Source organism: Bacillus sp. CZDM1 (genome assembly GCF_055502545.1).
Genome location: NZ_JBUESO010000004.1, coordinates 169,104 through 182,516 on the forward strand (window position 1 = coordinate 169,104; position 13,413 = coordinate 182,516).

A 13,413-nucleotide genomic window follows, 5' to 3' on the forward strand; every position below is an offset into this window, starting at 1 on the left:
GTAATAATATGCTGTTCCATATAAAGTTATAACTTACTAGAAGACTTTTTTACCTATTAATTTCTTACCTTCTTTAAATCAATAAAATCCAGTTTTTCCACCGAATGATTCTTTTCCTTCCAAATAATAAATAAGAGTAGTTTAGACTCCTTATCATAATAGGTACACTCATTTTTACATTCATAAATATAATATCCATTTTCATCTAATGATGGTAATCCACTTTCATAATGAGGATGAATGTTAAAATTGAAATTCTCGATTTTTTCGCTCCCTTTATACTTAACTTCAATCCGATAACTACTATTAAGTCCTTCTATTTTTGCATTTATCGTTATAAGCCAATTCTCATCCTCACCCATATAGGTAACAGTTTTCCCTCTTAGCATCACTTCATAGAAAGAAACTGACAGGACCAATATAATAATAGACCAAATAAGCTTTTTTCTCATAAAAAAACACCTCTTTATATGAGATGTAAAGTTAAATATATTTATGACTGAAAACGTGTTTGTTATACAATTATTGCTTGATATCCTTTTGCTTTCAACTCTTCCACTAAGCTTTTTGCGTTATCGATATCTGAAAATGCCCCCACTTGTATACGATAAACCACATCAACTGTAGATGAAACTGCTGGTTTCTTTTTCAGTCCATACTGGGCAACAAGTCCATCCACTACCGATTTCGCTGCTTTTTTCTGATACTCTTCTGTCCTCATTTTTATAGCTTCGTTATGATTTGTCATAAATGCAAATTCTATTAATATTGCCGTCATTTTCGTTTCTCTTACCATTTGGAAATCCGCGGCTTTTATACCACGATTACGAAATCCTAATTCTTTCACTAGGTTAGTTTGTATTTTTTCAGCAAGAGCCGCAGCCTCTTTTGGCTTTGTTGTGTACGTATACGTTTCAGTACCACCAGCATTGTTGTTCCATCCAGATCCGTATGCATTGAGATGGTAGTCTATATGAACATTGGCACCCCAGCCATTTATTCGTTCGCATCGTTTTTTTAAGGAAATATCACTTTTCCCAGTTGAATCATCAATCCGTTTTTGAATGACTCCTTCATAATTTTCTAGTTCCAACATCACAAGCTTCACAATCTCACTTGTAACCTGCCATTCTTTATATCCATCGGGTGACTGCTTCCCTGGTGTGACAAGTGCATGTCCTGCGGCATGCGTTATTTTTATCATATAAATATCCTCCCTTTTACAAATCCTATTCTTCCACCTTTTATATATAGATAAAATACAAAAAAGGACAGGGACTGAGAAAATCTTTTATTAAACCTGTTATTTTTATCACACCTACAGCGATTCTATGTATGTAAAATTAAAGTGAAATATCAAAAATAGGCAGGAGGTTGTTTTTTGTTAAAAATATTTATTTTTGTTCTGATTCTAATTACTTTGGTCTTGTTTAGTATGTTTATTGATGGTGTGATGGAGTTACATAAGAAGGAAATGGAAGAGAAGAAAAATATCATAAGAGAAGGAATGGAAGGTTATTTGGATAGAACCTTTGGATTTGGCAATGTTACTATCTTCAAATCCATCTTTGATGCTGAAGGCAACACCAGGTACTTAGTGTATTTACCTAAATATGAATGGTTTAAAGCTCCTAAATACGAATGGTATGAAGTCTATTCAACAAACAGCGGATATAAGCATCAAGCAATAAAGGGATGATATCAAAAGCCCAATGCTCGAAATTCAACTCGAGTCATTGGGCTTTTGATACGATTTGTCAGTATAAATAATACTATTCTCTTTTTAAAACCATTCATCCGCAATCGTGCTATTATCGGCGAGAGAGAATGCTGCATTCGTGATGGCTTTTGCTAACGTATCACCGTTTTCACAAACTGTATTAAAACAAACTTCATGTTCCCCTTTTGCTGTATAGGTATATCCGAAACTTTTTAATCTTTCAACGATTAACAGTGCATGGTCTAGGTTTTCCTCGGGGCTAAAGTCATATATGAAAACACCCTTTTCTGGATCATACCATCTATCCCATCGATTTAGTTTCCAACCTAGTATTCTACGTGCGATTACCTCAGTATTGTTCATTTGCCAATTACCTCTTTTACTCTAGATGATAATATTTTATCATTTCAAAACGTTACAAGCATCATGAGGATGTGACAATCAAAATAAAATGGCTCAGACAATAGAACTGAGCCATTTCAATCTATTAGAGTAAACAGCTTTTTCCTTAACAGGAATACAATGCTTTTCTGCTTTATTTTCAGTTTGGTAATCTTTTAGCTTTCCTTCATAAACGAATATCACGCTTATTACGTGTATTTCAATGCTTGTTTATTCCAGATTATTGATTAGATTAATTGAACCTCTTTCCATTTTCGGACACTATTGATAAACCAGACTCTTGTTGCCTTATTCAAATCTGATTTTGTTAGTGTTCTTTCATGTATTTCCCCAATTTGTATTAATCTATCACGAAAAGTTCCAGTCAATAATCCACTTATTACCGGAGGGGTCCACAAGATGCCTTCGATTTCTAAAACGATGTTGCCATTTGTAAATTCAGTTAATTCACCTTCTTGATTCCATAGCAGCACATCGAAAGTTTCTGCAGGCTTTTGTTTTTGAAAGTTAGTATAAATCTCGCGATTGGTTGTTTTATGATACAGAAATGGATTGGTTTTATCAACTGGTTCATCCGCTAGGGTTACCTTTAATTGGGCATTCCCTTGAGTGATTGTCTGACCTTCAATCGTCAAATCTCCATTTTTCGCTATCAGTAATCGAACCTTTAACAACCCGGTATGATTTTTATCCCCAAACTCTTTTAAGGATCTTTTTATTTTTTCACCTAGGTATCGAAACCCAAAATACCGAGCTGAATTCTCTAACCGTTTAAGATGCTCTTCAAGCAAAAAATAATCTCCATTTTCAAGCAGCAAACTTTCCAATAATTGAAATTCAGTCAGTTTTTCTTCTAACAGCTTTGCTTTCGCAAGAATCTCATGATATTCCCCTTCCGATGTCGAATCCCAAGTAATTCCTCCACCTACACCATAGACGGCATTTCCTGTTTGATGGTCAATTAGAACTGTTCTGATAGGTACGTTAAAAATGGCTTCCTTGTTTGGTGTAATATAGCCAATCGCCCCGCAATATACTTCACGAGGTTCATTTTCCAAGTCTGCAATGATGTTCATTGTACTGATCTTTGGTGCTCCTGTAATCGATCCGCATGGAAAAAGAGCTTTAAAAATCTCAACAATGCTTGTCGTTTCCGAAACTTTAGCTGAAATCGTAGAAGTCATTTGATGGACAGTTGGATACTGTTCAATTTCGAAGATTTTTTCAACATTAACAGTGCCAGATTGAGCAATCATCCCAAGATCATTACGCAGCAAATCGACAATCATAAGATTTTCTGCACGATTCTTCTCTGATTGAACTAGCCACTCTGCGTTAGCGGCGTCCTCAGCAAAGGATGCTCCCCTCTTTATTGTCCCTTTCATTGGACGAGTCGTAACCTTTCCTTGATCCAAGTGAAAAAACAATTCTGGTGAAGCAGACAAAATACTTTGTTTGCCCGTATGTATATATGCACAATAATTAGAGTTTTGCGCTTGCCTCAACCTATTATAAAAAGCTAGCCCATCCCCATTAAATAGTGAATGGAGTCGGATGGTATAATTCGTCTGGTATGTATCACCAAACTGTATGGATTTTTTTATCGAGGTAATCCCTTGATTATACTCGTCCATCGATATAGATGGTTTCCACTCCGATACGGTAAATTCTCCTGAACTGCTTAGTTGAGAACATTCAGGCTCTGAAAAAATACCAAACCAAAGCAAAGGAAACGAACCCCCACTATTGACCTTAAATGCTGGGTCAAAGGCGGGAGCACTTTCATAGGATAGGAATCCAGCAGCGTAATATCCTTTATCAACAGCTTCTTGAACAAGCTGGAAACTAGGTAAAACATCTTCCACCTTGAAGGCGGTAATCACGTTGATGGGGTTTTGAAACGTTAATGGATTTATATTTCCGTTAGAGTCTGCAAATTCAAATGCTAATAGAGGTTCTTTTTGTTCCATGCTTTTTGCCTTCACCCTTAAGTTTTCTATATTTAAAAGATAGGCTGTGTTAAATAAGGCTGTTGATTTGCTCTCCAGGCGCTTCGCTTTCCGCAGGCGGTTCGGGAAGCCTCCTCGGCGCTAATGCGCCTGCGGGGTCTCCCCTGTCCCGTCCTCCTGCAGGAGTCTCGCGCCTTCCGCACAAATCAACAGAGTTCTAAAAGCAACAATTTCCTTTACACAGCCAAAAGAAAAGAAACCTCTTTCAGTTTATTTTTCCTAGGTTCTTTCGTCAACTGTTTCAACTAATTCCTCTGCAACACGGTAGCAAAGGTTGGTTGGACATTACTTGGTGTAAGTGATACTGCTGGTCAGCCAACTTTGAAATATCCTATAATTGACAAAAAATTTACAATTCAACAACTCTGTCTTAACAAATCTCTCCTATACTGAGTTTAATAAGGAAGTTTTTGGAGGGAGGATGCAGCATGCGCGAGTTCATGTTTAGAATCGTCATTTTAATTCCGATTTGCACCTTTATGTAATTAATCCCAAAAACAATAATTAAACCTATTCCTCATAGAATCCACATTAATATTCCTCTATGTTTATTCCATCGAACTTGGGAGCTGTTTATATGCTAACTTCATGATAATTTCTTTATGTTGCGGATATTTTCCAAGAAGTTCTTCCTGTGTAAACAATTCAAAGTCTTGAAATTCAAATCCTGGTGAAACCATACACCCCACCAGCGAACATGTATCCTTTTCCGAAACGGATGAACCAAATATCGAATTTTTTCTTACTAATGCTTGTGGGACTTCGCCAGCATCAAGATTCATTCCTAACTTTATTTCCTGATATTTTCCAGCTTCATCAATAACATGAATGCTTAAAGAACTGCCACCGTGATAGTACCAAAGTTCATCTGATATGAGACGGTGAAAATGGGACACATCATCAGAGGTTAAAAGAAAATAAATACTAGTATAAAGCTTACGGGAACCTTCGTAATTAACGGATAATTCGTTGTCACTAATATGTTCTTCCGATTTAAAAGTTTCTTTGTAATAACCGCCTTCAGGATGTGGAGAAAGTCCTAGTTTAGACACCCAGTTATGTAAATCATTAATATGCATGGAATAAATCCCTTCATTTCGTAAGTTATTAAGTATACGCCTCAAAGTAAAGAGGCTTTCTACAGTTGATTTTGATTCTATAATTTTGTTTAGAGCAGTCTTTTCAATTCCTCAATAAGGCTATTAACCTCTTCCTCTTTTGTTGCCCACGATGTTACGAAGCGAATCGCGGATGAATCAGAATCTACCTTCTCCCAAATATGAAAAGCATAGTTTTTTTGCAGCTCGCTGATGACTGAATTCGGCAGGATCGGGAAAAGTTGATTAGATGTTGAGTGGGTCAGAAACTTGATATTCGCACTGTTGAGTTCCTCTCTGATTAAGCCAGCCATCTTATTCGCATGGTTAGCCAAATCTAAGAACAAATTATCACGAAAAAGTTCAAGAAACTGTATGCCCATAAGCCTTCCTTTTGCTAGAAGTGCTCCTTTTTGCTTTATATGATAACGAAAATCCTCTTTTAAGGAATCACGACAAATGACTAATGCTTCACCAATCAATGCCCCATTCTTTGTTCCGCCAATATAAAACGCGTCAACTAGTTTAGGAAGGTCATTCAATTGTAGATCATTTTCCTCCGAACACAATGCCGAACCAAGTCTCGCACCATCCATATACAATATAAGTTTGTTGCGTTGGCAGAATTCATGTAACTCCTGAAGTTCGCTTTTGGTATAAATGGAACCAATTTCAGTAGAATTTGATATGTATACCAGCTTCGGCTTCACCATGTGCTCATCCGGATGACCGTCGAGTACTCCCTGCAAATCGGTTGGTGCAAGCTTTCCATCTTTCCCCTCTACAGATAGTATTTTATGACCGGTTGCCTCGATGGCGCCTGTTTCATGTCCGAGAATATGTCCGCTGCTAACGGCAATTGCCGCTTCATGTGGTCTAAGGAAGGCAGAAATCGCGATTAGATTGGTCTGGGTTCCGCCTGAAATGAAATGAATATCTACGTTATTGCTCCCTATTTTCTCCTTTATTCGTTCCATTGCATCCTTCGAATATCGATCCTCGCCGTACCCTTCATCTTGTACCAGGTTGTTTTCTAGTAATGCATTCAAAATTCTAGGATGTGCACCTTCACTGTAATCGTTCTTAAAGCTATACATTATATTGCCTCCATTTTCACAAATTATATCTATTGTAATCTATCATACCAAGATTGCAGACAGTATTTCAAAATAAAGACGCTTGTTTACCAATTGAAAACAGCCAAAAAAATGACTACCAGCTCAGCATTCTTTTTGGTATTATTACCAATATCAGTTCTTGACTATGGATTATAAAGGGAGACCAAAATAGTGGATATTTATAAAAGAAAAGGGAATTTGATTAAATTTCACCCTGCACAAATACTTGTATTGGGTTTTGGAGCTTTAATATTATTGGGGACTTTTCTTTTTATGCTGCCAATTGCTACTTATGAAGAGGGTCGCGGACTAAGCTTCATAGATGCTTTATTTGAGGCCACTTCAGCCGTTTGTGTAACCGGTTTGGCTGTTGTCGATACAGGAACAACCTTTACCTTGTTTGGAGAGATTGTTCTCCTCTGCTTGATTCAGATTGGCGGCTGGGGTTTTATGACCACCGGTATATTTATGTTCATTGTCCTAGGGAAAAAAATTGGATTAAAGGAACGCTTACTGCTGCAAGATTCATTAAATGTATTTTCTCTTGCGGGTGTTGTCAGCTTAGTCAAACGGATCATTCTTATTACATTTATTGTTGAATTCCTGGGGGCTGCTGCTTTAGCGATTCGCTGGTCTTTTGAAATGCCGCTTGGGAAAGCCATTTATTATGGAATCTTCCATTCAATATCCGCATTTAATAATGCTGGTTTTGGTCTAGAACCTGATAGTTTAAGTAAATGGGTTGGTGACCCTGCGGTAAACATCGCCATCACTACTCTTTTCATTACAGGGGGGATCGGCTTTACCGTTATTCTAGATTTATGGGCTAAAAAATCATTTCGTAAACTATCCCTGCACTCTAAAGTGGCACTGCTCATGTCACTCTTTTTAAATATTGCAGGATTTCTAATTATCTTAATTTCCGAATATAGTAATTCGGCTACGATTGGAAACCTTGCGTTTGAAGATAAGCTTTGGGCTTCCTATTTTCAAGGAGTCGTAACCAGGACAGCTGGTTTTAATACGATTGATATTGGGGCCATGAATCTATCGTCTCTTGTTTTTATGATGGCACTCATGTTTATAGGTGCATCATCTGGATCAACGGGTGGTGGAATTAAAGTAACAACCTTTGCCATTATCATTCTTGCCTTTTGGGCGGTCGTGACTAATCGGCACAACGTGAACCTGTTTAAAAGAAGAATATCATGGGAATTGGTGAATAAATCTTTATCAATCGTAGTAGCTGCTCTATTTTTTATCTTTCTAATCTTCTTTTTACTAACTTTTACAGAAAAAGCTGATATGAGTAAACTCCTATTTGAAACCATTTCAGCCTTCGGAACGGTGGGCTTGTCGGCAAATTTCACACCAGAACTATCCCCATTCGGAAGGGTTTTGATTACCATCATGATGTTTATAGGAAGACTCGGCCCCTTAACTATGGCATTTGCTTTATTGAACCCTCGAAAAGAAGCTAAGGTTAAATATGCAGAAGAGAAAATATTAATTGGATAATACGAAAAACACCGTTCATTTTGATTTGACGGTGTTTTTCGTATTTATTAATTATTTTCAAGGACTTCTTTAATTTTTTTTAAATCCTTCATGTTAGCTTTCCTCATCATCGTTGACATGAATGGGGAGAATAGCTTGTTAAAACCAGTCGGATTTCCTTTGTTTCGTAAGGTCATTTTTGTTCGATTGGCGTCCATCTCTTCCCATGTATAGATTGTTTCCATCGGAAAAGGACCTTGAGCCGTTTTCATTGCTAGTTTCTTTCCTGGAATGAGTTCAACAATTTCATACACATAAGCAAGTTCTCGACCAAGAAACTTCGCTTTAAAAGCAACTTGAGAACCTATCGTGAGTGGTTTTGGTGTTCTCCACTCCGCTGATTGGATATTTACATACCATTCTGGAGCATGATCAGGGTTGGAAGCATATTCAGATACATTTGAAATCGGACAGCTGATAATTATTTCTGTTATTACATCTACCATCTCAATTTACTCCACTTTGTTTTCTACGTAATTTTTAAGTAAGGTTCCAAGTAGATAGTTCCACCCTTTAGTATGTTCTTGTTCCCATTGTTCTTGGATTACTCCTGATGCCGTATGAGAAAGCTGAAGCACCGTTCCACCTTCTTTTTCTTGTAGACGATAGGTATAAGCACTATTTACCGCTCCTTGCATTCCAAGGTGACCAAATAGGCGAATTTCTGCAGGAGCGTTTACATAGTATACATTCCCCCAGATGGCTCCTTCCTTTTCTCCCCATTTTTCAATAAATTGCCCACCTGGTACTGGGTCAAATGTAAAGTTAGAGTCTACACCTTTGGGAGCTATACGAAATTCCCACCAATCCTCTACCTTTTCAGTTAATGCTTTAAAAACTTCTTCCCGAGATGCGTCTACAAATAACTCTTGCTCAATACGAAATTCACTCATTTTTTCTTTTCCTCCTTTTTGTTCTACTGCCGATCGTAACTTCATTAGAGAATTGGCTGTTGGCTGCATATATTTACCTACCCAGCGGTTGTGCATTTCCTGGAGAGGTACCGCGTTAAGAAAGTTACGTTTATACTTACCTTCACGCCTTACTAACACCAAATTGCCTTCCTCTAATATCTTTAAGTGCTTCATAATCGCATACCTAGTAACTTCAGGAAAATATTCGTCTAGTTCACCAGTTGTTCTTGGCGATTGCTTGAGAATATCGAGTATTTGCCTTCTGATTGGATGTCCTAATGCTTTAAATACGGTTGAAAGTTCTTCATCCATTCCAACAACCCTTTCATCAAGGTTAGGTGATTTTAAAAAACATGTTACTATAAGGTCACATGTTTTTTAAGTGACCTTATAGTAACATGTTTTAGAATAGCGGTCAAGAACTCCATAATATCCATATATTTATACTTCTACTTGTATCAGACAAAAAAACAAACACCGACCATTGACGGTGTTTGTTTATTCTATAATTTTTTCTATTTCTAATTACAAACTTGCTTTAGATGTGTTCTCTTAAGCAATAAAATCTTTACTAATTAAATTCACGTGGGCTTTTTGTCTTAGTAATCTTAACTTCTGTTTTTTCGTTAATCTTCTCCAGAACTTTACTTTAAAATACATATAAAGACCTCCTAAAAGTACCTCTATTGTGGCCCTGACAAAGATAAGTCTAGACATTTTTCACACTTTTACTCTATCCAATTCTACATGATTTATAGTTTCGTTTAATTATTGTTGAATGTTCTTTCATTTTACCAAACAAAATATTTATAAGTAATTGAAAGATTCCGACTAATTAATACTGAATATTACAAAATTTACTGTAAACTTTATTATTAAAGGAAGATAAAAAAAGATATTATCAAAAACTACTCATTAAATGTCGAAATATACAATAAAAATTTTTGATAAAATATGTCAATACCGTGAACTATCAATGACAAAAAAAGCCAATCTTGTGGTACAAAAATTTAACATACAAAAAAAGAATCTATTTTCAAATAGGAAAATAGATTGAAGCAGATGTTAACTTTTCTGTGAAAATGAACTTATCCGACTTTCCTGCACAGATTTGCAGGATTGATTTCATGTACCCTAACAAGCTAGACCGCATGAACATTTATTTTTCCCAAAATACAAGGAATAGGCTGCAGGAAATTCTGAATTAACCCGCTGAACCTCATTAGCAAATTCCTCTTCTGTTTTAGGCACAGCGGCTAATGCATTTGCTTTTTCCTGTGTGTCGACGTTTGCACCGGGTGGTACAAAGCTATTTGGTTTAAGTTCCACACCATTGGTAACCACCGCACCGGACGAAATAAAGCTTCCTTCCCCAATAATTGCATTATATACGATTGCTTTAAAGCCTATAAAAACATCGTCATCCACCCGGCATGGTCCATGTACCAAGGCACCATGAGCACAAGAAACTCGGTCCCCGATATATATGGAGTACATTTTGCTGTTCTTTTCAAAGTATTTATTTTTTAAGCCATGGAGAATGACACCATCCTGAAGGTTACTATTCCTTCCAATATAAAATGGCGTCCCTTCATCTGCTCGTATACTTACAAACGGCCCAATATAAGTATTTTTCTGAATCGTAACATCCCCTGCCACAAACGTAAAGGGACTCAGGAATACATGATTATGAATACTCGGAAACTTTGGATGCGGATTCACCGAAGTCGGGGGATTATAGCCAATATAGTAACTATAAAGATTATATGGTCCATAATAATATCCAGATTGATTCCACAAAAGCTACCCTCTCCTTTATTTTCTAAATACTTAAAATGTATGTTTGTAAATAGCAGTCATACACAAAAACCTGCATAAAATGGTGAAAATGTATAAATGGTGCCTGTCACCTATTAGGACTCTGGCTAGTTTCATCTTTTTCTTCGGCATTTATTGTTTGCTGCTGATTGGTTTTGAAGATGTCTTGGGATATGGCGTTTAGTTTGTTTACGAACCGGTTGAATCCAAATCCAACAAAGAAGGCAAAGCTTATTTGTGCGTACGGGGTATCTTCGAAGTCGACAAATTCGATGAGTAAGATTCCACTTTGAATTAAGGTGACTGCCACAATCGCTGTTCCGGTTGCGAAGATTGGATAAAAGATATACATAATCCATAGTCTATAGTCATTCAATTCATCTTTCATATAGTGGGAACAGAACATGTACAAATGCCGTAATGAACCGCCAATGGATCCAGCGAAGAAATAATACAAGAAAATTTTGATATCATCAATAAAGGGAAGCTTCTCGTCTAAAACTCCTGTCCAAACTACACCAATAGCTATAAAACTCCCGAAAAACAGTAGTGAAAGATATAGTAAAATACCGGCCTTTAACCAATTATTCACCCAAATCACCCCGCTAGTAATATTGCATCCTATGTAGTAATGAATACGGGCGTGACTAATTTGGCTTTCAAGAGCACACTCATTGTTATTTTGCTATCCTAAATGAGCACAAAAAAATGACGTTTGTACAACGTCATTTTTTTCAAATTGAATACTGGAGAGTACAGAATTACTTGCCTTCTACAACTTCTTTAAATATCTCATATGAACGTTTTTGTTTTTCAGGGTCATAAATGTAAGACACTGCCATGATTTCATCCACAGCATAGCGATTTTGGAAGCTTGTAAGCTGCTGACGAATTGAATCTTTACTACCTAACAATGTCACGCTGGACATGGACTTCGCCATTTCTTCTTCCATCGGGTTCCAAATACCGTCCATGCTTTCAACCGGCGGTTGTAATGGATTACGTGAACCACGGACCACATTTAGGAAAAACTGCTGCATGGTAGTTTGTTGATATTTCGCTTCTTCATCGCTTTCTGCTGCAATGACATTCAGACATACCATCATATATGGTTTATCTAGATACTCAGATGGCTGGAACCTCTCTCTATAAATCGAAATGGCTTCGCCCATGAATTTTGGTGCAAAATGTGAAGCAAATACATATGGCAGACCTAAACTTGCTGCTAAATATGCCGAATCTGTAGAAGAACCCAGAATATAAATTGGAACATTGGTTTCAACTCCCGGATAGGCTTTTACATATCCTTGGTGCTCCTCAGGCCCAAAATAAGTAAGTAATGACTGAACATCCTCTGGAAAGGTATAAACTGAATCATTTTTTGAACGTCTTAGCGCACTGGCTGTCATCATATCTGTTCCTGGTGCGCGTCCAAGTCCAAGCTCTACTCGATTTGGATAAATAGTAGCCATTGTGCCGAATTGTTCCGCGACAACAAGAGGCGAATGGTTGGGCAGCATAATTCCCCCAGAACCTACCTTGATTGTTTTGGTATGCTCCAAGGTATGTTTGATTAATATCGGTGTTGCTGAACTGACAAGTGTCGGAGTATTGTGGTGCTCGGCTATCCAGTAGCGCTGGTAGCCCATTGCCTCCGTTGCTTGTGCAAGTTGCACCATTTCCTCAATCGCTTGTTTTGAATTCTGTCCCTCACGGATCGGGGCTAGATTTAAGACTGATACAGGTATATTAATAGTTCCCATTATTTATATTAGTCCTTTCTTTATTAAAGGGTATATTTCTATAGTAACAATAGAAATACAGGAAACAAACTTATTTGCTTTGGTCATATGATTACTTAAATTATCGTTTGTAACTTGTTATTAAATGATTCATATTGTTTTGTTCGTTTCATGAGGACCACTTTCCCCCTCCCCCAAATGTTTGGGCTCCATAAACGATTACCTCTCAAACCACCTATTAAATTCCAGCAAAGACTCTACCAATATGGTATTTACTACTAAACTCTAGAATTCAAATTGTCTTATCCATGTAACTTAACTGTAATACTATTCTATTTTTTAAACTCATAGTAATAGATTTAAATACATTAAACCAACTTGGAGGACTAGAATTATGAAAAAGCTTATTTCGTTACTTACTCTGACTGCATCACTATTATTTGCTTCCCCTGCTTTTGCTTATGACGTAAAGACTGGGGACACGATGTCAAGTATAGCAAGAGATCATCATTTAACCTTACAAGAACTAGCAGACGCTAATCCACAAATTTCAAACTTAAATCTAATTTACATAGGTCAAAAAATTAATACTCCTGATACTGCTAGGCAGAATAAACCAATCCAAGAAAAATCTTTGAACATCAGTCTCTCAGACTCTGAAATAGATTTACTAGCAAGATTGGTTAAAGCTGAGGCACAAACGGAACCATTAGAGGGGAAAATTGCGGTAGCTTGTGTAGTACTGAACAGAGTCGAAAGTCCTCAATTTCCCGATACCCTTAAAGAAGTCATTTATGCCCCAGGTCAATTTCAACCTGTAAAAAATGGTCAAATCGATATGCCCGCCGATGAGGAATCCATTCAAGCTGTAAAAGCAGCTCTTACTGATCAACGTCAATTAGCACCAGGTGCATTATTTTTTTACAATCCCGCTATTGCCACCAGCCGATGGCTCGATTCTAGAGCAACAACGCAAGTAATAGGACAACATGTCTTTAAAAAATAAACAAAAGGGCCAGCATTGGTCCTTTTCCCT

Annotated in this window: 14 protein-coding genes; 3 read left to right on the top strand and 11 right to left on the bottom strand. The window is 37.1% G+C overall.

Annotated elements, in window-relative coordinates; translation table 11 throughout:
• Window positions 1-56 precede the first annotated feature (56 nt).
• Together ACY3XC_RS11005 and ACY3XC_RS11010 are read right to left on the bottom strand one after the other, a co-directional pair.
• A complete protein-coding gene (locus ACY3XC_RS11005) occupies window positions 57-452 on the bottom strand; it encodes a hypothetical protein (protein ID WP_464868585.1) in 396 nt (131 codons plus the stop codon).
• A 62-nt stretch (window positions 453-514) separates the two neighbouring features.
• The gene (locus ACY3XC_RS11010; protein ID WP_464868586.1) at window positions 515-1,204 is read right to left on the bottom strand and encodes an N-acetylmuramoyl-L-alanine amidase; all 690 of its coding nucleotides are present in this window, start codon (window positions 1,202-1,204) and stop codon (window positions 515-517) included.
• 177 nt (window positions 1,205-1,381) lie between these two features.
• Here ACY3XC_RS11010 and ACY3XC_RS11015 point away from each other — a divergent pair, with 177 nt between their 5' ends.
• Window positions 1,382-1,699: a hypothetical protein gene (locus ACY3XC_RS11015; RefSeq protein ID WP_464868587.1), complete on the top strand. Its 318-nt coding sequence runs from the start codon at window positions 1,382-1,384 to the stop codon at window positions 1,697-1,699.
• A gap of 84 nt (window positions 1,700-1,783) precedes the next feature.
• Here ACY3XC_RS11015 and ACY3XC_RS11020 read toward each other — a convergent pair whose 3' ends face one another.
• From ACY3XC_RS11020 to ACY3XC_RS11035, 4 genes are all read right to left on the bottom strand, one after another.
• The gene (locus tag ACY3XC_RS11020; RefSeq protein WP_179158525.1) at window positions 1,784-2,083 is read right to left on the bottom strand and encodes a BC1872 family protein; all 300 of its coding nucleotides are present in this window, start codon (window positions 2,081-2,083) and stop codon (window positions 1,784-1,786) included.
• A 266-nt stretch (window positions 2,084-2,349) separates the two neighbouring features.
• Complete coding sequence (gene pabB / locus ACY3XC_RS11025; RefSeq protein WP_464868588.1) at window positions 2,350-4,092, bottom strand: aminodeoxychorismate synthase component I; 1,743 nt, start codon at window positions 4,090-4,092, stop codon at window positions 2,350-2,352.
• Window positions 4,093-4,679: 587 nt separating this feature from the next.
• On the bottom strand, window positions 4,680-5,210 hold the full coding sequence (locus ACY3XC_RS11030) for a cupin domain-containing protein (RefSeq protein WP_464868589.1): 531 nt from the start codon (window positions 5,208-5,210) through the stop codon (window positions 4,680-4,682).
• An 89-nt stretch (window positions 5,211-5,299) separates the two neighbouring features.
• Window positions 5,300-6,325 (bottom strand): threonine aldolase family protein, encoded by a 1,026-nt coding sequence (locus tag ACY3XC_RS11035; protein WP_464868590.1) that lies wholly within the window; start codon window positions 6,323-6,325, stop codon window positions 5,300-5,302.
• 192 nt (window positions 6,326-6,517) lie between these two features.
• On the opposite strand from ACY3XC_RS11035, the gene ACY3XC_RS11040 reads away from it, so the two are divergent.
• A complete protein-coding gene (locus ACY3XC_RS11040; protein WP_464868591.1) occupies window positions 6,518-7,864 on the top strand; it encodes a TrkH family potassium uptake protein in 1,347 nt (448 codons plus the stop codon).
• 47 nt (window positions 7,865-7,911) lie between these two features.
• Here ACY3XC_RS11040 and ACY3XC_RS11045 read toward each other — a convergent pair whose 3' ends face one another.
• From ACY3XC_RS11045 to ACY3XC_RS11065, 5 genes are all read right to left on the bottom strand, one after another.
• Window positions 7,912-8,349, bottom strand: a complete 438-nt coding sequence (locus ACY3XC_RS11045) for an SRPBCC family protein (protein WP_464868592.1) — start codon at window positions 8,347-8,349, stop codon at window positions 7,912-7,914.
• A 6-nt stretch (window positions 8,350-8,355) separates the two neighbouring features.
• Entirely contained in the window at window positions 8,356-9,129 is a 774-nt protein-coding gene (locus ACY3XC_RS11050; protein ID WP_464868593.1) for an SRPBCC domain-containing protein, read from the bottom strand.
• 822 nt (window positions 9,130-9,951) lie between these two features.
• Window positions 9,952-10,617, bottom strand: a complete 666-nt coding sequence (locus tag ACY3XC_RS11055) for an LbetaH domain-containing protein (protein ID WP_464868594.1) — start codon at window positions 10,615-10,617, stop codon at window positions 9,952-9,954.
• A gap of 106 nt (window positions 10,618-10,723) precedes the next feature.
• Window positions 10,724-11,227: a hypothetical protein gene (locus ACY3XC_RS11060; RefSeq protein WP_464868595.1), complete on the bottom strand. Its 504-nt coding sequence runs from the start codon at window positions 11,225-11,227 to the stop codon at window positions 10,724-10,726.
• 169 nt (window positions 11,228-11,396) lie between these two features.
• Window positions 11,397-12,398, bottom strand: a complete 1,002-nt coding sequence (locus ACY3XC_RS11065) for an LLM class flavin-dependent oxidoreductase (RefSeq protein WP_464868596.1) — start codon at window positions 12,396-12,398, stop codon at window positions 11,397-11,399.
• 373 nt (window positions 12,399-12,771) lie between these two features.
• Between ACY3XC_RS11065 and ACY3XC_RS11070 the strand changes: the two genes are divergently transcribed.
• The gene (locus ACY3XC_RS11070; protein ID WP_464868597.1) at window positions 12,772-13,383 is read left to right on the top strand and encodes a cell wall hydrolase; all 612 of its coding nucleotides are present in this window, start codon (window positions 12,772-12,774) and stop codon (window positions 13,381-13,383) included.
• Window positions 13,384-13,413 lie beyond the last annotated feature (30 nt).

Coding starts and splice junctions, on each gene's coding strand:
- ACY3XC_RS11030 (WP_464868589.1), bottom strand. CDS start 5,210: ATGCATATTAATGATTTACATAACTGGGTGTCTAAACTAGGACTTTCT.
- ACY3XC_RS11005 (WP_464868585.1), bottom strand. CDS start 452: ATGAGAAAAAAGCTTATTTGGTCTATTATTATATTGGTCCTGTCAGTT.
- ACY3XC_RS11020 (WP_179158525.1), bottom strand. CDS start 2,083: ATGAACAATACTGAGGTAATCGCACGTAGAATACTAGGTTGGAAACTA.
- pabB (WP_464868588.1), bottom strand. CDS start 4,092: ATGGAACAAAAAGAACCTCTATTAGCATTTGAATTTGCAGACTCTAAC.
- ACY3XC_RS11010 (WP_464868586.1), bottom strand. CDS start 1,204: ATGATAAAAATAACGCATGCCGCAGGACATGCACTTGTCACACCAGGG.
- ACY3XC_RS11070 (WP_464868597.1), top strand. CDS start 12,772: ATGAAAAAGCTTATTTCGTTACTTACTCTGACTGCATCACTATTATTT.
- ACY3XC_RS11035 (WP_464868590.1), bottom strand. CDS start 6,325: ATGTATAGCTTTAAGAACGATTACAGTGAAGGTGCACATCCTAGAATT.
- ACY3XC_RS11045 (WP_464868592.1), bottom strand. CDS start 8,349: ATGGTAGATGTAATAACAGAAATAATTATCAGCTGTCCGATTTCAAAT.
- ACY3XC_RS11065 (WP_464868596.1), bottom strand. CDS start 12,398: ATGGGAACTATTAATATACCTGTATCAGTCTTAAATCTAGCCCCGATC.
- ACY3XC_RS11050 (WP_464868593.1), bottom strand. CDS start 9,129: ATGGATGAAGAACTTTCAACCGTATTTAAAGCATTAGGACATCCAATC.